Origin of the sequence: Pseudomonas sp. TWR1-1-3 (genome assembly GCF_049896805.1) — a bacterium.
Taxonomy (GTDB): Bacteria; Pseudomonadota; Gammaproteobacteria; order Pseudomonadales; family Pseudomonadaceae; genus Aquipseudomonas; species Aquipseudomonas bubulae.
This window is the reverse complement of record NZ_JAFCUZ010000002.1, coordinates 689,030-709,363: the sequence shown is the minus strand read 5'-3', so window position 1 is coordinate 709,363 and position 20,334 is coordinate 689,030. Positions and strand designations below refer to the sequence as shown.

General features: G+C 58.2%; 18 protein-coding genes. 13 read left to right on the top strand and 5 right to left on the bottom strand.

From position 1 onward, the window contains the following. Positions 1-79 precede the first annotated feature (79 nt). Complete coding sequence (locus tag ACP7BE_RS10760) at positions 80-1,126, top strand: methyl-accepting chemotaxis protein (protein WP_426106076.1); 1,047 nt, start codon at positions 80-82, stop codon at positions 1,124-1,126. Here the strand turns inward: ACP7BE_RS10760 and ACP7BE_RS10755 are convergent. From ACP7BE_RS10755 to norR, 3 genes are all read right to left on the bottom strand, one after another. Further along, entirely contained in the window at positions 1,123-1,596 is a 474-nt protein-coding gene (locus tag ACP7BE_RS10755) for a GNAT family N-acetyltransferase (protein ID WP_095026398.1), read from the bottom strand. The genes ACP7BE_RS10760 and ACP7BE_RS10755 overlap by 4 nt on opposite strands. A gap of 5 nt (positions 1,597-1,601) precedes the next feature. Beyond that, the gene (locus tag ACP7BE_RS10750; RefSeq protein ID WP_095001521.1) at positions 1,602-2,501 is read right to left on the bottom strand and encodes a chemotaxis protein; all 900 of its coding nucleotides are present in this window, start codon (positions 2,499-2,501) and stop codon (positions 1,602-1,604) included. 217 nt (positions 2,502-2,718) lie between these two features. Then, a complete protein-coding gene (norR, locus tag ACP7BE_RS10745; RefSeq protein ID WP_095020350.1) occupies positions 2,719-4,266 on the bottom strand; it encodes a nitric oxide reductase transcriptional regulator NorR in 1,548 nt (515 codons plus the stop codon). 154 nt (positions 4,267-4,420) lie between these two features. Here norR and hmpA point away from each other — a divergent pair, with 154 nt between their 5' ends. The 12 genes from hmpA to ACP7BE_RS10685 all read left to right on the top strand — a co-directional run bounded on the left by hmpA (position 4,421) and on the right by ACP7BE_RS10685 (position 17,400). Continuing rightward, on the top strand, positions 4,421-5,593 hold the full coding sequence (hmpA, locus tag ACP7BE_RS10740) for an NO-inducible flavohemoprotein (protein WP_095018305.1): 1,173 nt from the start codon (positions 4,421-4,423) through the stop codon (positions 5,591-5,593). A gap of 168 nt (positions 5,594-5,761) precedes the next feature. After that, the gene (locus ACP7BE_RS10735) at positions 5,762-6,271 is read left to right on the top strand and encodes a disulfide bond formation protein B (RefSeq protein WP_426105801.1); all 510 of its coding nucleotides are present in this window, start codon (positions 5,762-5,764) and stop codon (positions 6,269-6,271) included. A gap of 811 nt (positions 6,272-7,082) precedes the next feature. Then, complete coding sequence (cyoA, locus tag ACP7BE_RS10730; protein WP_095001517.1) at positions 7,083-8,021, top strand: ubiquinol oxidase subunit II; 939 nt, start codon at positions 7,083-7,085, stop codon at positions 8,019-8,021. A gap of 3 nt (positions 8,022-8,024) precedes the next feature. Continuing rightward, positions 8,025-10,049, top strand: coding sequence for a cytochrome o ubiquinol oxidase subunit I (gene cyoB, locus ACP7BE_RS10725; RefSeq protein ID WP_095001516.1), 2,025 nt, complete (start codon positions 8,025-8,027; stop codon positions 10,047-10,049). 3 nt (positions 10,050-10,052) lie between these two features. Next, entirely contained in the window at positions 10,053-10,676 is a 624-nt protein-coding gene (locus ACP7BE_RS10720; protein ID WP_095001515.1) for a cytochrome o ubiquinol oxidase subunit III, read from the top strand. Further along, the gene (gene cyoD / locus ACP7BE_RS10715; protein ID WP_016779556.1) at positions 10,676-11,002 is read left to right on the top strand and encodes a cytochrome o ubiquinol oxidase subunit IV; all 327 of its coding nucleotides are present in this window, start codon (positions 10,676-10,678) and stop codon (positions 11,000-11,002) included. The genes ACP7BE_RS10720 and cyoD overlap by 1 nt, the downstream gene beginning before the upstream one ends. A gap of 11 nt (positions 11,003-11,013) precedes the next feature. Continuing rightward, on the top strand, positions 11,014-11,901 hold the full coding sequence (gene cyoE, locus ACP7BE_RS10710) for a heme o synthase (RefSeq protein ID WP_095001514.1): 888 nt from the start codon (positions 11,014-11,016) through the stop codon (positions 11,899-11,901). Between the two features lie 284 nt (positions 11,902-12,185). Continuing rightward, the gene (locus ACP7BE_RS10705) at positions 12,186-12,653 is read left to right on the top strand and encodes a hypothetical protein (protein WP_218722759.1); all 468 of its coding nucleotides are present in this window, start codon (positions 12,186-12,188) and stop codon (positions 12,651-12,653) included. Between the two features lie 186 nt (positions 12,654-12,839). After that, positions 12,840-13,547 (top strand): ABC transporter ATP-binding protein, encoded by a 708-nt coding sequence (locus ACP7BE_RS10700; protein WP_426105798.1) that lies wholly within the window; start codon positions 12,840-12,842, stop codon positions 13,545-13,547. After that, positions 13,544-14,740: an ABC transporter permease gene (locus ACP7BE_RS10695; RefSeq protein WP_426106073.1), complete on the top strand. Its 1,197-nt coding sequence runs from the start codon at positions 13,544-13,546 to the stop codon at positions 14,738-14,740. Before ACP7BE_RS10700 ends, ACP7BE_RS10695 begins: the two co-directional genes overlap by 4 nt. A gap of 13 nt (positions 14,741-14,753) precedes the next feature. Continuing rightward, entirely contained in the window at positions 14,754-16,184 is a 1,431-nt protein-coding gene (locus ACP7BE_RS10690) for a TolC family protein (protein ID WP_426106071.1), read from the top strand. After that, on the top strand, positions 16,171-17,400 hold the full coding sequence (locus ACP7BE_RS10685) for an efflux RND transporter periplasmic adaptor subunit (protein ID WP_252342297.1): 1,230 nt from the start codon (positions 16,171-16,173) through the stop codon (positions 17,398-17,400). Before ACP7BE_RS10690 ends, ACP7BE_RS10685 begins: the two co-directional genes overlap by 14 nt. A gap of 74 nt (positions 17,401-17,474) precedes the next feature. Here ACP7BE_RS10685 and ACP7BE_RS10680 read toward each other — a convergent pair whose 3' ends face one another. Next, the gene (locus tag ACP7BE_RS10680) at positions 17,475-18,818 is read right to left on the bottom strand and encodes a spinster family MFS transporter (RefSeq protein WP_095001631.1); all 1,344 of its coding nucleotides are present in this window, start codon (positions 18,816-18,818) and stop codon (positions 17,475-17,477) included. A gap of 40 nt (positions 18,819-18,858) precedes the next feature. Further along, entirely contained in the window at positions 18,859-20,319 is a 1,461-nt protein-coding gene (locus ACP7BE_RS10675) for an amidase (RefSeq protein WP_138738124.1), read from the bottom strand. Between the last annotated feature and the right edge of the window lie 15 nt (positions 20,320-20,334).

The following is a 20,334-nucleotide window of genomic DNA, read 5'->3' as shown; positions in this document are numbered from 1 at the left end:
ATTGTTTGTCAGTGCCGTATTTGGCGCCGTTACAGCCGTGGGCACGCTGTGGCTGGCCAGCGTTGACGCACAGGCCGGGCTGTTGATCTGGCTGCTGGGCAGTCTGTTGAGTTCGCTGGCCATTGCCTGGTTACTGCGGCCTTTGCATGCATTGACCCGTCGCGCCAAAGGCGTTGGCGACAATCCGTTGAGCCAGCAGATTTATACCGGACGCCGTGATGAGTTCGGCCAGATCGAGTTTGCCCTGCATATGCTTGAGGCCCAGGTCGGCGCTGTGGTGGGGCGTATCGGTGATGCCTCGCAGCGATTGGCCGGGCACGCCAGCGAACTGGTTCAGCATCTGCAAAGCAGCCATGCCAGCACCTTGAATCAACAGTTGGAGACCGATCAGGTGGCCACTGCTATCAACGAAATGGCGGCGAGTGTGGCGCAGGTAGCGATCAACGCCCAGCAGGCGTCGCAAGCAGCCGATCGGGTGCAAAGTGAAACCCGTGAAGGCCATCAGCTGGTGACGCAAAGCCGCAGCACGGTGCAGCACCTGGCGACGGAGCTGGAGCGCGCCACCGAGGTGGTGCATCACCTGGAAAGTCACAGCAGCGATATTTCCTCGGTGCTGGAAGTGATCCGCAGTATTGCCGAACAAACCAATTTGCTGGCGCTCAACGCCGCTATCGAAGCGGCCCGCGCAGGTGATCAGGGCCGCGGCTTTGCCGTGGTGGCCGATGAGGTTCGTGGTCTGGCCCAGCGTACGAAGCAGTCGACCAGTGAAATCCAGGCCATGATCAGCGCCCTGCAAGAAGGTGCCCGGGCGGCGGTGCAGGTCATCCAGCAAAGCAGTGAATACGCTCAGAGCAGTGTCAATCAGACCCAACTGGCCAGTTGCGCGCTGGACGGGATCAGTGCACAAGTTCAGAGGATCACCGAGATGAGTGTGCAGATCGCCTCGGCGGTCGAAGAGCAAAGCGTGGTCAGTGAAGATATCAACCGCAATATCGCCGGGATTCGCAGTGCCTGTGACGTCACTGTGGATGCCGGGCAACAGAGCCATCGCCATTCAGGGGATGTCGCCGAGCTGGCCGCAGGTTTGCGCTCGCTTGCGCAAGAGTTCTGGCAAACCCGGCGCTAAAGCGCCTCGCGCCGGATCAGGGTCATGCCGTGCTTGTCGTACAGGCGCCGGGCGTTGTGGTTGTGCTCCATGACCTTGAGATCCAGGCAAGCCTCACGGCGCTGGCGGAAAACGGCAAAGACATGGTTGAGCAGTGCGCTGCCCAAGCCCCGGCCCCGGTGGTGCGGGTGTACCGCCAGATCCTTGAGGTAGGCGCTGGTCCAGGCCTGGGCAACCGCAACGGCCTGGCCCTCCAGGAGGATCACAAAACACAGTGCGGGATCGTACTCGGGGTCATGCTGCAGGCCGTGTTGCCAGTCCTGCAGGGTTTGCATGCTGCCGGTGCCGTCGGTATGGCTCAGGCTGATCAGGGCATGTACCGGTTGCAGCAGCTCCTCGGTGAGCGTTACCAGGGTGAAGCCCTGGGGCCAGTGGGCCGGTGGCAATGGCTGGCGCAAATCTTTGCGCAGCAACAGGCAATACTGGCTCATGCTACTCAGTAACCTTGCTCGGCAACCGTGCGCGCGGCGAGGATCAAGCACTGTGTAAGCTCCGGCGAAGAGAACTTGGTCAGCACCGCATTGGCCCCCGCCAGGCGCGCCTTTTCGCTGTTCATCGCACTGTTGAGCGAGGTGTGCAGCAGCACATACAGATGGGCAAAGTCCGGGGTGTCGCGCACGGTACGGGTAAAGGCGTAGCCATCCATTTCCGACATTTCGATATCCGACACCAGCACGTTGATCTGATCCGGCGTGCCTTGCAGCTCCAGTAACCGCTCGATGGCTTCCTTGGCGCTGCGTGCGGTGTGGCAATGCAGGCCCAGGTTGCGCAGGGTAATGACCGACTGTTGCAGGGCCACCTGACTGTCATCCACCACCAGAATGCGGGCATTGGCCAGCAGTTTTGACTCTTCTTTACTGAGGCTGTCGCTGGCGTCCTCGACCTTGGCCGGGGCGATGCCGTGGATCACTTTTTCGATATCCAGCACTTGCACCAGTACACCGTCGACCTGGGTCACACCGGTGATATACGAGCGCTTGCCAGAGCCGTAGGGCGGCGGACGGATATCGGTGCTCAGGCAGTGCACGATTTTGCTCACCGCCTGCACATGCAGCCCCTGTTTGGAGCGGCTGACATCGGTGACGATCAGGCAACCAGCATCCGGGTCGAGCAGCGGCTGCTCGCCGATGGCACGGCTCAGGTCGATTACCGACAGTGCCGCGCCGCGCAACACGGCGATGCCTTTAACATTGGGGTGGGACTCGGGCATTTTGGTCAGCGGCGGGCAGGGAATGATTTCACTGACCTTGAGCAGGTTGATCGCCAACAACTTGCCGCTGCGCAGAGTGAAGAGCAGAAGGGAGAGTGAGTCTGCGCGGGCATTGTTCGATGACATAAAAATCTTCTGTGCTGGGAGCGATACGGGGTTATCGACCTGAATGTTACGGGCTTTAACCGGCCGGCATAAATCCCCTTGTAGATACTCTGTTGCAGGTCAAGCCCTATTGTGGGAACGAGCCTGCTCGCGAACGACCTTCGCGAGCAGGCTCGCTCCCACAGTTGCAGTGTTCCTGCAGCTGTCGAGCCTGCGTTCCTCGGCAGCTGCTACGGGATCAGGGTTTCAGGCCCAACCGTTTGGCCATGCGGGCCAGGTTTGCCCGGTCAAGCCCCAGCTCCCGCGCCGCACTGGCCCAGTTGTGCTGATGGCGTTCCAGGCAGGTGCTGATCAGCTGGCGCTGGTAATTTTCAGTGGCCTGGCGCAAGTCGCCCACGGCATCCGGCAGGCTCTGGGGGGCGATCGGCGCAGCGCTGGCACCGGAGGTCGGCAAATCCAGATCCGCCGCCGTCAGGGTCAGGATGCGCGGCCGCGTGCTGCAATTACCCAAGGCTTTAAGGGCGCTGCGGCCAATCAGGTGTTCCAGTTCGCGCACATTGCCCGGCCAGGAATACTGCACCAGCGCCGCCTGCGCGTCGGGACTCAGGCGCAGGCTGCCCAGGCCCATGCGCGAGCGGTTTTGCTCCAGGAAAAAGCCGCTCAGCAGCAACACATCACGGCCGCGTTCGCGCAAGGCAGGCACCCTGAGCGGGTAAACGCTAAGGCGATGGTAAAAGTCGGCGCGGTAGCGACCGCTGCGCACTTCTTCGGCCAGGTCGCGGTTGGTGGCTGCGATCAGGCGTACGTCGACCCGATGCTCCTGATCCGAGCCCAGGCGTTGCAACTGCCCGCTTTGCAGCACCCGCAACAGCTTGGCCTGCACGGTCAGCGACAGCTCGCCCACTTCATCCAGAAACAACGTGCCACCGTTGGCAAGCTCGAACTTGCCGCGTCGGTCGTTGGTGGCACCGGTAAAGGCACCGCGCACATGGCCGAACAGTTCGCTTTCAACCAGCGTGTCGGGCAAGGCCGCGCAGTTAAGGCTGATCAACGGTTTGTCTGCCCGTGGCGAGGCTGCGTGAATGGCCTGGGCCACCAGCTCCTTGCCGACACCGGTTTCACCGGTTATCAGTACCGTCAGGTCGCTGCCGCCCACCAGGGCAATTTCTTCCAGCAAGCGTTTGTGCACCTTGCTCTGGCCAATCAGCTCCTTGTTGGGCGAGCCATTGGCTTGCCGATAGAGTTCGGCCTTGCGCTGCTCATCCTCGACCCGCAATGCCAGTCGTTCGATCCGTTGAGCCACATTGACCGTAGCGGCAGCCAGGCTGGCAAAGGCCTGCAGGTCATCCAGCGAGACCGGTTCGAAGCGTTTGGAATCCAGTGCGTCGAGGGTTAGCAGCCCCCATGGGCGCTCTTCGACAAACAGCGGGCAGCCCATGCAGTCGTGGACTTCCAGGTGTTCGGCCAGCCCGTCGACCAGGCCGTCGTAGGGGTCTGGCAGTTCGCAGTTGCTGGGGAAACGGGTGGGCCCTGGACTTGCGAGCAAAGCCTGAAAGCGCGGGTGCTCGCTGACTTTGAAGCGCCGCCCCAGGGTGTCCAGGCTCAAGCCATCAACAGCCAACGGCACCAGCCATTCGCCATCCAGTCGCAGCAGGGCTGCGGCATCGCAAGGCAGCAGGGTGCGCAGCGCGTGCAGCAAGCGGCGATAGCGTTCGCTCTCGGGCAGATCACGGGACAGATCGTCCACCAGCGGCAGCAGGGTGGTCAGTAGCAGTTTTGCAGTCATTTTGACCTCGCGTAGTCTTTATGACTATATATTAACTCGTGTCAAAATGACTATGTTTGTATTAACTTGCTGATTTTAAAGGGTTTAATTGTTGGCACGGAAACTGATAAGTAAAGGGTAATTGTTGAAGCCTACGTGCTCAGGAGTCACCCATATGCTTACTGCTCAGGATCGTGCCATCGTTAAATCTACCGTGCCACTGCTGGAAAGCGGCGGAGAAGGGCTGATTACACACTTCTATCGCATGATGCTTTCGGAATACCCGCAAGTGCGTTCGCTGTTCAACCCGGCCAACCAGGCCAGTGGCGACCAGCCGCGAGCACTGGCCAACGGCGTGCTGATGTATGCACGGCACATCGATCAGCTGGACCAGTTGGGCGATCTGGTGGCCCGGATCATCAACAAGCATGTTGCGTTGCAAATCCTCCCTGAGCACTACCCAATTGTTGGCAGCTGCCTGCTGCGGGCTATTGAAGAAGTGCTGGGCAGCGACATCGCGACCCCGCAAGTGCTCAGCGCCTGGGGAGCGGCCTACAACCAGTTGGCCGATATCCTGATCGGTGCCGAAGCTGCCATCTACGACGAAAAAGCTGCAGCACCCGGCGGCTGGCGCGGCGGGCGCGAGTTCAAACTGGCTGCCAAAATCCAGGAAAGTGCTGAAATCACTTCGTTTTACTTCCGCCCGGTAGACCAGCAACCGATCCTCGACTTTGCCCCGGGCCAGTATATCGGTCTGAAACTGATGATCGATGGCGAAGAAGTGCGTCGCAACTACTCACTGTCGGCGCTGGCTCAGGTCGGTCGCTACCGTATCAGCGTCAAGCGCGAGAAAGGTGGGGTGGTGTCAAACTTCCTGCACGATCGTCTGAATGTGGGCGATACCCTGGAACTGTTCCCGCCAGCGGGCGACTTCACCCTGGCCAATAGCGAAAAACCGCTGGTGCTGATCAGTGGCGGTGTGGGCATAACACCGACCCTGGCGATGCTTGAAGCGGCCCTGGCGACAAAACGCCCGATCCACTTTATCCACTGTGCCCGCAATGCCGATGTGCATGCCTTCCGCACATGGATCGATGAACTGGCAGACCAGCATCCGCAATTGAAGCGTTTCTACTGCTATGACGAGCAGGGCGAGTCTGCAGATCATGTAGGGCTTTTGACCGAAGAAGTACTGGCTCAGTGGTTACCGCAAGAGCGTGACCTGGATGCCTACTTCCTGGGGCCAAAAGGCTTTATGGGGGCGGTCAAGCGTCATCTCAAAGCCCTGGGTGTGCCGGAGCAGCAAAGCCGCTACGAGTTCTTCGGCCCGGCAGCCGAGCTGAAGTAGGGCGCGTGGCAGCTGCCGAGGAACGAAGGCTGCTACAAGAAGCAGGCAAGACCTTAATCCCCCATTAATCCCCTTGCGCCACTTTTCCTGCAACGTTCAGATACATCCAGGCCCGGGGTCTGGGTGTAAACTGTGCGGCTTACACATAATCAGGCAAAGGGACGCGGGATGACCAATGACATGTTGCAACTGGGCCGGGAGAAACGCTTCCTGGTCCTGCTCGGGGTGATCTGCCTGGCGCTGATCGGCGGCGCGCTGTACATGCAGATCGTGCTCGGCGAGGCACCTTGCCCGCTGTGTATCCTGCAACGCTATGCACTGCTGCTGATCGCGATCTTTGCCTTTATCGGTGCAGCCATGCCTGGCCGGCGCAGCCTCACCGTGTTTGAAGTGCTGGTGGTGCTCAGTGCCATCGGTGGTATTGCCGCCGCCGGGCGCCACGTCTATATCCTCGCTCACCCGGCCGTGAGCTGCGGTCTTGATGTGTTGCAGCCAATCGTCGATGGTCTGCCGCTGGCAGCCGTGTTCCCCCTGGGGTTTCAGGTCGACGGGTTTTGCTCCACCCCATACCCGCCGGTGCTTGGTCTGTCGCTGGCACAGTGGGCACTGGTGGCCTTTGTAATGACTGCGCTGCTGGTGCCACTGGGCATCTATCGCAACCGGAAACAATCGAGCTGAGCCAGCCACCAATTTTTGCTTGAGCAGCCTCGTGCTTCCTTCGGCAGTGCGGGGCGTTTTTTTGTCCCAGCGCAAATGTAAAGAAGGCGTGATCCTCACGTCGAAAAAGGCTGTGCGACACTGCGACATATTGTCACGCGCAGGGTGACGCAGGGCTGGTTTTGGTCTGACCAGTGGTCTTTTAAACGTATGACTTCGTGTAACCCAGCTGAGGCATTTTGACGCTGGCAAAGGGGTTGAAATCAGGGTTGCGAGACTCAACGCAAATCGGCTGTAGCCCTTTTTATTTGGGCGTTCAGGCGGGGTCAGGGGGGTGTGTTCATGCGCTAAAAAGGGGCATAAAAGTACAGGGCTAAAGACGTGCTACAACTCTGTTTCAAGGGGGGGCTTGAACGCTTGGCGTAATAATAGGCAGGGATTGTTACCGTACCCGATAAGAATTATTTCGGGATGAGACATGGTTTATAGAGAGCTACCTAACTACAATCGCCCGCACTGAACGTCCAGCCTGCTCATCCCTGAGCCCAAGCGGGAAGTTGAAGGCCGACTGGGTTGTTCAATACAGGCGTCCCATGCGACTCCCAGGTACTGGCAACCCTTCTAAGTTCCGCACCAAATGGAATTGGTCTGTGACAAGGCCATTGACCACGTATCGAATAAGAAATCACTGCTAACCCGGAATTTTGCCCGTTCGCCTGATGGTGATAGAGCAGGCTTTCATTCAATTCCGGAAAAGAGCCAACCCTTGGCAGGGCGAAGTGTTGGCGAAAAAAACCAACTGCATTGTGCAAGCTGTTTTAGAGGTCGTGAGATGACTAAAAAAAGGTACCCCAGACTCCTTGGCTTATTGCCACTTTTCGGCACGCTGCTGCTGGGAGGTTGCAACATGACATTGCTCGATCCGGTGGGGCAGGTCGGGATCGAAGAGCGGAATCTGATCATCACTGCAACACTGCTGATGCTTCTGGTCGTGGTGCCGGTCATCATTATGACCCTCGTCTTCGCGTGGAAATATCGCGCGTCGAACACCAGCGCTACCTATACACCTAAATGGTCGCACTCCACCAAGATCGAAGTCGTGATCTGGACTGTGCCAATTCTGATCATCATCGCCCTGGGCGTGATCACCTACAAGTCGACCCACGCGCTGGACCCTTATCGTCCGCTCGAGTCCGACGTCAAGCCGATTACCATCGAAGTGGTGGCAATGGACTGGAAGTGGATGTTCATCTATCCGGAACAGGGTATCGCTACCGTCAACAAGATCGTGTTCCCGGCCAACACCCCGGTCAATTTCCGTATCACCTCTGACACGGTCATGAACTCGTTCTTCATTCCAGGCCTGGGCGGTCAGATCTACGCCATGGCCGGGATGACGACCAAGCTGCACCTGATTGCCAACCGCAACGCTGAAATGGAAGGCATCTCTGCCAACTACAGCGGTGCCGGTTTCACGGGCATGAAATTCAAAGCGATCGCGACTACTCAGGCTGATTTCGATGCTTGGGTAAGTGAAGTCAAAGCATCACCTAAACAGCTTGACCAAGCTGAATACGAAGCCTTGAGCAAGCCAAGTCAGAACAACCCCGTTGAACTGTTCTCCTCGTACACACCGAACCTGTTTCAGAAAATCGTCGACAAGTACGAAGGTATGACGCCAGGCAAGCCGGTGAAGCACGAGAAGAAAGAAGTGGCCGGGACCGATGTGGTGGACATGAGTTCGCATTCAGCTGCCGGGGCAGAGGAGTAAACGATGTTTGGTAAATTAAGTTGGGAAGCGGTCCCGTTCCACGAGCCGATCGTGATGGTGACCATCGCCATGATCGCGCTGGGTGGTCTGGCACTGTTTGCAGCAATCACGTATTTCAAGAAGTGGACCTACCTGTGGACCGAATGGCTAACGTCAGTCGACCACAAGAAAATCGGCGTGATGTACATCATCGTCGCCATGGTCATGCTGCTGCGCGGCTTTGCCGACGCAATCATGATGCGTACCCAGCTGGCCATGGCCACCGAGGGTTCGCCTGGCTACCTGCCACCTGAACACTATGACCAGATCTTCACCGCTCACGGTGTGATCATGATCATCTTCATGGCGATGCCATTCTTCACCGGCCTGATGAACCTTGCAGTGCCGCTGCAGATCGGCGCCCGTGACGTGGCCTACCCGTTCCTCAACTCCCTGAGCTTCTGGCTGCTGGTGTCCGGCGTTGTGCTGGTCAACCTGTCGCTGGGCGTCGGCGAGTTCGCCAAGACCGGTTGGGTTGCCTATCCGCCGCTGTCGGGCTTGCAGTACAGTCCGGGCGTGGGGATGGATTACTACATCTGGGCTCTACAGCTATCGGGGTTAGGTACGACGTTAACCGGGGTTAACTTCCTGGCGACCGTACTGAAGATGCGTGCTCCAGGCATGAAACTGATGGACATGCCGATCTTCACCTGGACCTGCACCTGGGCAAACGTCCTGATCGTGGCTTCGTTCCCGATCCTGACCGCTACCCTGGCACTGCTGACACTTGACCGTTACATGGATTTCCACATTTTCACCAATGAACTTGGTGGCAATCCAATGATGTACGTCAACCTGTTCTGGGCGTGGGGTCACCCTGAGGTGTACATCCTCATTCTGCCGGCGTTCGGTATCTTCTCCGAAGTTATCTCCACGTTCACCGGCAAGCGTCTGTTCGGTCACCACTCGATGGTCTACGCCTCCGGCGCGATCTCGGTGCTGGGCTTCATGGTTTGGCTGCACCACTTCTTCACCATGGGTTCGGGTGCCAGCGTCAACGCCTTCTTCGGTCTGGCGACGATGCTGATTTCGATCCCGACGGGGGTGAAGCTATTCAACTGGCTGTTCACCATCTACCAGGGCCGTCTGCGCTTCACCAGCCAGGTTCTGTGGACCCTGGGCTTTATGGTGACCTTCGCCATCGGCGGCATGACTGGCGTACTGCTGGCCATCCCGGGTGCTGACTTCGTACTGCACAACAGCCTGTTCGTTATTGCTCACTTCCATAACGTGATCATCGGCGGCGCAGTATTCGGTTACATCGCAGGCTTCAGCTTCTACTTCCCGAAAGCGTTCGGCTTCAAGTTGAACGAAACCTGGGGCAAGCGCGCGTTCTGGTTCTGGATCGTCGGCTTCTTCATCGCCTTTATGCCGCTCTATGCACTGGGCTTCATGGGCATGACCCGTCGTCTGAATGCCAGCACCAACCCTGAGTGGGTGCCTTACCTGTACGTAGCCCTGTTCGGTGCAGTACTGATTGCCATGGGTATCGCCAGCCAGCTGATCCAGCTGTATGTCAGCGTCCGTGACCGCAACAAGCCAGAGAACGCCTGCGAATTCGGCGATCCATGGAATGCTCACACGCTGGAATGGTCGACTTCGTCGCCACCACCGTTCTACAACTTTGCTGTACTGCCAAAAGTCGACGGTATCGACCCGTTCACCGAAGCCAAGGAAAACGGCACTGCGTACCAGGTTCCGGCCAAGTACTCGCCTATCCACATGCCTAACAACACCGCTACCGGTGTGTACATGGGTGCTTTGCTGACCGTATTCGGTTTCGCGATGATCTGGCACATCTGGTGGCTGGCCATCGTGGGTCTGGTAGGTACGGTTGTTGTCTTCGTTGCTCACGCCGCCCGTGACGACCAAGGCTACATGGTGCCGGTCGAGACCATCGAGCGTATCGAGGCCGAGCAGCACAAGCGTCTGGTAGCCGCCAAAGCAATTCCGGCTACTCGTGTTGAAACCAAGTTGGAACAGGCTTAAACCATGTCGAACTTAGCGACCACTGCTGGACACGCTCATGGTCACGACCATGAGCATGAGGAACACCACGACGCGGGCGAGACAACCATTTTTGGTTTCTGGCTCTACCTGATGACCGACTGCATCTTGTTTGCATCGATCTTCGCGGTATACGCGGTATTGGTAAACAACGTTGCAGGTGGCCCGTCGGGCCACGACATCTTCGAACTGCCGTACGTACTGGGTGAAACTGCCCTGCTGCTGTTCAGTTCGATCACCTACGGCTTCGCCATGCTGGCGTTGTTCAAGGGCAAGAAACAGCAGGTGCTGTTCTGGCTGGCCATGACCTTCCTGCTCGGTGCAGGCTTCATCGCCATGGAAATCAACGAGTTCCACCTGTTGATCTCCGAGGGCTACGGCCCTAGCCGTTCGGGCTTCCTGTCTGGCTTCTTCACCCTGGTCGGTACCCACGGTCTGCACGTGACCAGCGGTCTGATCTGGATGGCGATCATGATGTACCAGGTGCAGAAAAACGGCCTGACCTCGACCAACAAGACCCGCCTGAGCTGCCTGAGCCTGTTCTGGCACTTCCTGGACGTGGTGTGGATCTGCGTATTCACCGTTGTTTACCTGATGGGGACTTTGTAATGGCTAACGCACATTCCGACGGCGCCAACCACGGCAGCGTGAAGTCCTACGCGATCGGCTTCATCCTGTCGGTGATCCTGACCGTTATTCCGTTCGGGCTGGTGATGTACCCATCGCTGCCCAAATTCACCACCCTGGCGATCGTACTGTTGTTCGCCGTGGTGCAAGTGGTTGTTCACCTGGTGTACTTCCTGCACCTGGACCGTTCGCCTGCACAACGCAACAACGTCACCGCGCTGGTATTTGCTGCGCTGGTAATTGTGCTGCTGGTGGGCTTGTCCCTGTGGATCATGTTCAGCATCCACACTGAAATGATGGCGAAGTGAGGTAAGACCCGATGTCCTTCAAGCACTTTATCCAAATCACCAAACCGGGGATCATTTTCGGTAACGTGCTTTCTGTGGCAGGCGGGTTCTTCCTGGCCTCGAAGGGGCATTTCGATCTTGCCCTGTTCCTGGCCGCGGTAATCGGCACCTCCCTGGTGGTAGCGTCCGGTTGTGTGTTCAACAACTGCATCGACCGCGACATTGACATCAAGATGGACCGCACCAAGAACCGCGTACTGGTTCAAGGCCTGATCTCCCTCAAGGTGGCGCTGGTTTACGCCACCCTGCTGGGGGGCGCCGGCCTGTACCTGTTGTATCGCGTAGCCAACCCGCTGGCAGCTCTGTTCGCCGCGATCGGTTTCGTGATCTACGTCGGTCTGTACAGCCTGTACTTCAAGCGCAAGTCGGTTCACGGCACGCTTATCGGCAGTCTGTCGGGTGCAATGCCTCCGGTCATCGGCTATGTAGCTGTGAGCAACAGCTTCGACATGGCTGCAATGACCTTGCTGGTGATGTTCAGCCTGTGGCAGATGCCGCATTCCTACGCCATCGCGATCTTCCGCTTCAACGATTACCTGGCTGCATCGATTCCGGTGTTGCCAGTGAAGCGCGGGATCAAGGTTGCCAAGAAGCACATCCTGCTCTACATCCTCGCGTTTCTGATCGCGACCCTGATGCTCACCCTCGGCGGTTACGCCGGCATGAGCTACATGGCCGTGGCTGCTGCGATGGGCATGTACTGGCTGTACATGGCGTGGACGGGCTACAAGGCCGTCGACGACAAGGTCTGGGCACGCAAGCTGTTCGTGTTCTCGATCTTCACCATCACCGCGCTGAGCGTCATGATGTCCCTGGATTTCAAAGCGCCTGCCGAGTTGTTACTGACTTACGCGCACTGATCTGTCCAGAGTGAAAAACCCCGCCTTCGAAAGAAGAGCGGGGTTTTTTTATGGCTTTTGTACAGGGTCGTTCGCTGTGTTGTGTGGCGTAATACCGTGAAAAACGGGCGGCGGGTTATGCGTTGTAGATGGGGTGAAACAGGGCAGCGGTGATAAACATAAACCAAGTAACTTTCGCAATTTCCTACGATGTGCGGATAACTCGCCTTATATTTTTTATTGTTTATCGGTGTTCGAATGTACCGGCCTGATTCAATAATTATTTAAGATGCAAGGAGGGTGCGGTGTTCCTGGTTTCCATAAAAAAAGCACTTGCTGTTGGTTTTCTTGTTTGTACTTTTGTCGAGCTCAGTGTTGCCAGGGATATCCCGGTTGGCATAGGTAAAAACCATGATTTCACGCTAACGTGCAAAGCGGGTAATTTTACAGGTGTTATTGAAGGGACAGCCGGTCGGCACTTTCAGACCGGTAAATGGGTACATACCAAGCGATACAAGATTACCCGTCTCAATGGCCAGAGTGGTGGTAACAAAGCCAACGTTAATCTGAGCGCCGGCAAAGCTCCGAACCTTGATCGTGGCAACATGGTGTACTCGCCGGACCGCATGATCCAGGACGGCAAATGGCACGATCTAAACCTTGTGCGTCAGAATCTGGCAGTGGGCAACGCCAGGGTCGAGGCTTTCTATGAATTTATTTTTGACAAGTCAGGCCCGGACCCGCGTTGCTGGACTGAAGCTATAAGGTTTTAAACCGGCTGCCTGAACCCTGTTTTAAATATGAGGGGTTTGCGCTCTTTCTTGTCGGTCGGCAGTCTGTAATAAAAAGAAGTTTATAGAGCAGAACTTGCTCATGATAAGCAGAGGTGCACGGAGTGGAAGTTGTGTAAGAAGCCCATGGCTTGCAGTTGATGCAGCTACTGCGGATGTTAAAAAATAATGGGTGTTTTGGCTGATGTGAAAATCATATCAATGAAAGGCGTTGGCAAGTGCTATTCACACAATGGAGCTTTGATTCCCGTAATCCGCAATGTCGACTTCGAACTTGGGGTTGGCGACACCTGTGCCATCATCGGCCCGTCTGGCTCCGGTAAAAGTACATTGCTCAATCTCATCGGCCTGCTGGATTTTGCCGACGAGGGTGAGTACCTGCTTATGGGGCTGCCCGTTTGTGCCATGCACAGTGATGAACTGGCAGCTCTTCGAAAGATGCAAATAGGTTTTGTCTTTCAGAACTTCAATTTGATCCCGCGCCTTAGCGTTATCAAAAACGTAGCCTTGCCGCTTCGTTATCGGGGCATCGACCGTAATCAGTCCATGGCTCAGGCGCTGCAGATGTTGCAGCGCGTGGGGATGGCTCAGCGGGCCCATTCTATGCCCGCCGACCTGTCCGGTGGGCAAAAGCAGCGCGTGGCTATTGCCCGTGCGCTGGTTGGGCAACCGTCGCTGATACTGGCCGATGAACCGACTGGCAGTCTCGACGGCCAGACCGCCAGTGCCATTCTGGAACTGCTGCTGTCGATCCAGCAGGAGCAGCGGGTCACCCTTGTGGTTGTTACCCATGACCATCAGGTTGCGCAACTTATGCACAGGCAGGTCATGGTGCACGGCGGCCGGGTTGAGGAGGTGCGCAAGTGCGAGCCCTGAGCACTTTGCTCCCCTCGGCACTGATACAGACACTAACCGAGGCTGTAGACAGCCTTCGTACACTGGGCAAACGTTCGGCCCTGGCGCTTCTGGGCATTGTGATCGGCAGCGCTTCAATCATTGCGGTCATTAATATCGGGCATAACGCACGGCATGATGTCGCCCTGATCTTTCAGGACATGGGCGTTGATAGCCTCTCGGTACTGCTCGCTGACAGGCCGGGCACTCAAGAGTCACGTCTCTCCTTTGACATTGAGGCACTCAACAAACTCGACCTGGCAGACCTGTTGATCGCACCTGCTGCGATCGTGTCGCTGGAGGCCGGGTTCAATCGCAAGACCGCCGATGTTCGTCTGGTCGGGACGCTGCCTTCGCTCTTTGGGGTAATGAAACTGTCGATGAGCGACGGGCGGTTTTTACACACCTTTGATCAGTCTGAAAATGCAGTGGTCCTCGGCCATAAGGTGGCCGTTTCGCTGAGCCAGGGGGGGACGCGGATTCGTGTGGGTGACTGGCTCAGGCTGAAGAATTACCTGTTCAAGGTTGTCGGTGTATTGCAGCCCAGACCCGAGTCGATGCTCAGTCCGATTTTCGTCGATGACTCGGTATTCGTACCGCTGCAGGGCCTTGCCCGTGTTGCCGCTGAGGCGAGGATCAATGACCTGATTGTGCGCATCCCGCCGCATAACAAAAGTGCCAGTGTTGTCCCAACGATGCAGGACAGGCTGACCCGGGCGTTCATGTCACGAACAATAGAGGTGATTACGCCCCAGCAAATGATTGAAGGCATGAACCGCCAGAGTCGCACGTTCCATTACCTTTTGATGGCCCTGGGCGGGATCACGCTGGTGGGAGGCGGTGTGGCGGTGATGAACATCATGTACATGAACGTTTATGAACGCCGCATCGAAATCGGACTGCGCATGGCTATTGGCGCCCGTCGCCATGACATCCGCAATCTGTTCCTGATTGAGGCAGTGGTGCTCAGCACTACCGGTGCTGTATTGGGGGCAGGCTTGGGGATGCTGCTGGCTTATGTCTATGCCCGGGTGTCGGGCTGGGCATTCGACATAGCCGCAAATGCCATCCCCCTGGGCGTGATCAGCACCGTTGCAGTGGGTGTGTTCTTTGGTTTGAAACCGGCCATCGCAGCCTCTCGCCTGCCCCCCGTGGAGGCCCTTCGTGATTATTAGACGCGCAGGGTTTATGGGCGCGGCATATGGCGTGTTGCTGCAGTCCGCGCTGGCGGTTGCACAACCAGGCTTGCCGAACCAAAACACGGCGCTGTTGAGCGAGCACGTTATCAACCTGTCGCTGGCCGAAGCCGTTGCACTGGGTATGCGCAGTAACTACAGCATTCGCAGCCTCAAGCTTCAACGCTTGCGCGAGAGGTTCGACCTGCGCGTGGCGCAAGACAGATTCAACCCGCAACTCAAGTTGAGCGCAACCCATATGCTTTCCAGAGGCAGTGCAGACCGGGGGCGGGCCAGTGAAGCCAAGCCCAGCGTCAGTGTGCTGGGCGAGTATGGAACCCGTCTGGAACTCGGCTGGAAGCAACAGCTCAATGCTTCAAAGAATACGGGGGAGCTGCAAAGTGAGGGTATGGAGCTGACGGTCATTCAACCGCTGCTCCGGGGCGCGGGCAAAGATGTCACGACTGCGCCTCTGCGCCTGGCCAGATTGACCGGGCAGATCAACCGGCTGACTGCCAAGGCCAGCGTGTCGCAGACCCTCTACGACATCATCTCGGCCTATCACGGCCTGCTCAAATCGCAGAGCCAGGCAGCCCTCGCCAGCAAGGCTTTGGCGCGGGCCGTTTCGTTGCTGGAGGTCAATACATTGCTGATTGCCTCGGGGCGTGTGGCCGAGTTTGAAACGGTCCAGATTGAAGCGGATATAGCGTCTCAGCAACTGGCGCTCGAAGAGGCCGGCAATCAGCTGGAAAGCAGCCGCTTATCGCTGCTCAAGCTATTGGCCCTCGACCTGTCGACGAGCATCCATGCCTCCGGAACTCTGGACGTTACCCGACCTGAAGTCGATCGGACCGCGGCGCTTGAACTGGCGCAGAGAAACCAGCCTCAGTTTTTGGCGACGCTGCTGCAGAGTGAAGTGGCCTCAATCAATCTGCTGGTTGCACAAGATCAGGCTCTTTGGGATCTGTCGTGGGTGGCAGGGGTCAATCAGTTACGCGAACAGGGTACCCGGGGTGGTGGCAGATCCTGGGACAGCTATACCGGCCTGAAGCTGGAAATCCCCATTGCAGATATGGCCCTGCGACAAGGCAAAGTACATGCGCGAACCCAGGTAGAGCAGCAAGCACTGATCCAGCAAGAGGCACGCATGGATCTTGAACGCCAGGTAACCGACTCGGTGCGGGGGTTGAACACCCAGTGGCGCCAGCTTGAAATCTCGCAGCGGCTCACGGACCTGTCCCGCCGCAAACTGGCCATCGAGACCGACAAATTGAATGTCGGGCGCTCGAGCAACTTCCAGATCATCAGCTTCGAGTCAGACCTGCGAGCGGCAGAGGAGGCGAATCTGAATGCGAGGATTTCATACCTGGATGCCAGGGCCCGACGCGATGTACTGCTGGGCGTGCTGCTGGAAAACTGGGAGATTTCTCTTGAGGATTTCTAAACCGTTCAGCGTCCTTATCCTTGTCCCGCTGCTTGCCGCAGGGTGGACCCTGTTCACTTCCTCAGTCCCTGAAGACACAGAGGTTTGGGTCGCCGTCAGCAGGCAGAAGCTGGAACATGAAATCGGCCTGGTGGGCAGGATAGAACCGGTTGAAACCAGCGTACTCAATGCCCCTTTTGAAGGGGTTTTGATGGCCCATGAGTTAAGCCCCGGCATGTCGGTCGAAGAGGGGCAGGCCCTTCTTTCTTTCGATACGGCGTTGCTTGAAATCAAGGTCAGGGATGCGCTGGCGAACAAGTTGAAGCAGCAGCAGGTAGTCGAAACGTTCAGAACCTGGACCAACGATCCGCAGGTGGTGCGGGCAAAGCGGTCACTCAGGGTGGCCGAGCTGGCCATGCAAAACCTTGAACTGGAGCTGTCGCAAGTCGAGGCGTTATATCAAAAAGGCATTGTTCCCCGTAATGAGCGCGACAGCTTGAAGCAACAGCGTGACCTGCAAGCGCTGGAGCTGGCGGCAGCTACTTCCGAACTCGACACTGTGCTGGCAACCGGCAGGGGGGAGGCCAGAACCATTGCCGAGATGGAGCTGCGCAACGCCAGTGTCATCCATGAACAGCTGAACGTATTGCTGGCGCACAAGACGCTCTACGCGCCGTACTCGGGTGTTGTGTTGTCACTGGGAGGCCCGCAGTCAACAGGGGGTGATGTCGTGACGTTGCACGAAGGTGCGCTTTTCAGCATGGGCCAGCAGATGATCAAACTGGCCAATATGAGCGGGCTCAAGGTCATCACCCAGGTGTCGGAGTCCGACGTCAGCAAGTTTTCTCTTAATCAGGAAGTCAGGATTACCGGAGAGGGTTTTTCGGCAGCCCTGAGTGGCTATATCAGTTCTATCAGTCAACTGGCCGTACAGGATCAAAATGAGGGCAGTGCAGCAAGGTTTCCGCTCACCATTACGGTTAACCAGCCTTCCGACGGTGATTTCAAGCGTGTGAGGCTGGGTATGAGCGCCCGGATGACCATCGTTACCTACCGCAACGACAACAGTTTCATCATCCCCCACGAAGCCGTCGAGAGGGACGGTGATACCCTGTCTGTCGAGTATCGCGACGGGCTGGACGCCCCGGTTGAGCGTCGAGCCATCACCATAGGCCAGTCCACTGTGGATGGGCTTGAAGTGTTCGGTGTGGAGTCCGGTTTCGTCCGGGTCAAGTGATTGGCTGCAACCCTCTGGAGAGCGGGCTGCCCGCGATACAGGCTGCGAAGCAAAGCCGGCCCCCATAGTGATTGTCAGGCCGTGCGCATTTTGGCCGTCGGCAACACCGGCAGTACATTGGCAAGACCGGCTGCGATCCCGTACGGCCGCAATACGCTGATCAACAACCCGCTCGCCAGCAGATAACCCCCGGAACAGATGACCAGCGACCAGCGCAGGGCATTGATGCCCATTAGCGGGGTCAGGTGATCACTCAGCACACCCACGGCCAATGGGCCGAAACCTGCACCGATGGCCATGATCCCGAAGTTGTAGAGGGCGATCATGGTTGCGCGGCGCTCAGGCGCCACCAGTTGGGCAATGGCGGTGTAGCTCGGTGCCATCCACCACATGCCGAACACCGACATGCCAAACATGAACACCGTTGCCTGGGGCACTTGCAGTGCACCCAGCGTCCAGGGATGACCGGCCGGGTACAGCGCGAAGGCAATCGACATCGGCAAGGCTAGCAGTGCCCCGACGATCGGCACGCCCAATTGCCAGCGGCTGTCGCGTTGGGCCAGGCAGGCGCTCAACCAGCCGCTGGACAGAGAGCCGATAATGGCCCCCGGCCCGGCCGCCAGGCCCATGATGATGCCTGCGTCCTTGAGCGTCAGCCCGTGGCTGCGTACCAGAAATGCAGTGCTCCAGATACTGAACGCATAACTGGCAAACGCCAGCAGCGCCCCGGCCAGGGCAATACGTACAAAGGTTTTCGACGCCCAGGCCACGCGCATCACTTGCATCACGCTTTCATGGGGCACGGCTGGGCGCGACTCACGGGCTTTCTCCCATAAGCCGCGCAATGGTTCGGCAGCCGTAAACCGCAGCAATACAGCGGCAGCGATACCAGGCAGCGCCATCCAGATAAAGGCTTCGCGCCAGCCGTGGTAGTACGCGATATAGGCGCCCAGGCTCATGCCCAGCAAGGCGCCGATGGGCGCTCCGAGCATAAATACGCTGATGGCCTTGGAGCGCTGATGGGGCGGGTAGAGGTCGGCGATCATCGACATCGATGCTGCGCCGCTGCCCGACTCGCCCACTGCCACGCCGATGCGTGCCAGGGCCAGGGTCCAGAAGTTACTGGCAAAGCCGCAAAGCATGGCCATCACGCTCCAGAACGCACAGCACCAGCCGATCAGGTTGCGCCGATGGCCACGGTCGGCAAAGCGCCCCAACGGGATCGCAAACAGGCAGTAGACCAGAGCAAAGGCCAGACCTGTAAGCAGGCCGATCTGGGTATCGGAAACGTGAAATTCGGCCTTGATCGGTTCAATCACAACGCCCATGACCTGACGGTCGATCAGGCTGACCGCCGAAATCAGGAACAACACAAACAAGGTGTAATGACGGCGAAATCCGGAGATTTGGTTATTCATCATTTCAATCCCATCGAGCAGTGTTCATCGGTTGAGTGGCTTACAGCGGTGCGCGTCGATCAGCCCAGGGGCTTGCCTGTTCGAGTTGCCCGGCCAATTGGAACAACAGGTCTTCGCGGCACCAGCCTGCACTGAACATCATGCCGATGGGCAAGCCGCTGCTGCTGGTGCCCAGCGGCACCGACATGGACGGCTGGCCACTGACATTGGCCAGTACGCTGTAGCCGATGCTGCCGATGATGCCCTGGATGTAGTGCGGGTAATCCTGATCCAGACTGGCCACTTTCAGTTCGGGAGTGATCTGCGAGGTGACCGGACTGAGCAGCAGGTCATAGTCGTCGAACAGGTGTTCCATGCGGCTGCCGATCAATTCGAAACTGCGTCGGGCACGGTACAGGTTTTCGGCGGTGGCCGAAGTGGCATTGTTGACCAGATAACGGCTGACGGGCTCCAGCTCGTCAGCGTGCAACGGGCGGCCGAGGACGGTTTCGCGGTCACGCACGGCGGCCAGCAGTGCGGCTGCACCCACGGCGCCGTGAGCGCCGTATACCTGCTGCGGGTCGACGGGCAGGGTCACCGGGTCTACCCGATGTCCGAGGCCCAACAGCAGATCAACAGTAGTGTTCAAAACGCTGCGGATATCGGCGTCCAGTTCCAGGCCGGTCATGGCCTGATCGACCACGCCGATGCGCAACGAACCGGGGCTGCGTCGCACTGCCTCGCTGTAGCTTATAGCCTGTGGCGCGAGCCAGTAGGGACTGCCTTTTTCATGACCGTGGCTGACGTCCAGCAACAGTGCCGAGTCGCGCACGCTGCGTGATACCACATGACCGCAACTGGCACCGAACCAGCCTTCGAAGGTGTCCGGGCCCTGAGGGGTGCGATAGCGCGTGGGCTTGAGGCCAAACAGGCCGCAATACGACGCCGGGATGCGAATCGAGCCGCCACCGTCGGTGGCGTGGGCCACGGGCACGATGCCTGCGGCCACGGCTGCCGCCGCACCGCCGGATGAGCCGCCTGCGCTGTGGGCCAGGCTCCAAGGGTTGCGCGTCTGGCCCCACAGTGAGGATTCGGTGGTGGTGGTCAGGCCGTACTCGGGACTGGTGGTCTTGCCGAAGATCAGCATCCCCGCGGCCTCGTAGCGCTGCACGATGGTGCTGTTGCGCGTTGCCGGCGGCGTGTCGGCCAGCATTCTTGAGCCGTTGGTGGTCAGGGTGCCAGTCAGGTAAGTGTTCAAGTCCTTGAGCAGCATCGGCACCCCGGCCAATGCTCCCAGCAGCTCGCTGCCGGCGTGGTGACGGGCCCTGAGCACGCTGTTGGCATGCTCGTCGTGGCGCATGTTGACCGCATTGACCAGCGGGTTTACCGCATCGCAGCGCGCCTGGGCGGCGCTGAGCAGCATCCGGGGGGTCAGTTCGCCGGTTTTGACCGCAGCGGCCATGGCTGTGGCGTCCAGCGCCAGATAGTCGCCGGTGGACAGTTGATAACGTTCATCGCTCATGTTCTACGACCTCGC

Bases quoted from the DNA above. Each gene is read 5' to 3' on its own strand.
- cyoB (WP_095001516.1), top strand. From the start codon at position 8,025: ATGTTTGGTAAATTAAGTTGGGAAGCGGTCCCGTTCCACGAGCCGATC.
- cyoD (WP_016779556.1), top strand. From the start codon at position 10,676: ATGGCTAACGCACATTCCGACGGCGCCAACCACGGCAGCGTGAAGTCC.
- ACP7BE_RS10720 (WP_095001515.1), top strand. From the start codon at position 10,053: ATGTCGAACTTAGCGACCACTGCTGGACACGCTCATGGTCACGACCAT.
- ACP7BE_RS10755 (WP_095026398.1), bottom strand. From the start codon at position 1,596: ATGAGCCAGTATTGCCTGTTGCTGCGCAAAGATTTGCGCCAGCCATTG.
- ACP7BE_RS10700 (WP_426105798.1), top strand. From the start codon at position 12,840: ATGGGTGTTTTGGCTGATGTGAAAATCATATCAATGAAAGGCGTTGGC.
- hmpA (WP_095018305.1), top strand. From the start codon at position 4,421: ATGCTTACTGCTCAGGATCGTGCCATCGTTAAATCTACCGTGCCACTG.
- norR (WP_095020350.1), bottom strand. From the start codon at position 4,266: ATGACTGCAAAACTGCTACTGACCACCCTGCTGCCGCTGGTGGACGAT.
- cyoE (WP_095001514.1), top strand. From the start codon at position 11,014: ATGTCCTTCAAGCACTTTATCCAAATCACCAAACCGGGGATCATTTTC.
- ACP7BE_RS10735 (WP_426105801.1), top strand. From the start codon at position 5,762: ATGACCAATGACATGTTGCAACTGGGCCGGGAGAAACGCTTCCTGGTC.
- ACP7BE_RS10675 (WP_138738124.1), bottom strand. From the start codon at position 20,319: ATGAGCGATGAACGTTATCAACTGTCCACCGGCGACTATCTGGCGCTG.
- cyoA (WP_095001517.1), top strand. From the start codon at position 7,083: ATGACTAAAAAAAGGTACCCCAGACTCCTTGGCTTATTGCCACTTTTC.
- ACP7BE_RS10680 (WP_095001631.1), bottom strand. From the start codon at position 18,818: ATGAATAACCAAATCTCCGGATTTCGCCGTCATTACACCTTGTTTGTG.
- ACP7BE_RS10750 (WP_095001521.1), bottom strand. From the start codon at position 2,501: ATGTCATCGAACAATGCCCGCGCAGACTCACTCTCCCTTCTGCTCTTC.
- ACP7BE_RS10690 (WP_426106071.1), top strand. From the start codon at position 14,754: ATGGGCGCGGCATATGGCGTGTTGCTGCAGTCCGCGCTGGCGGTTGCA.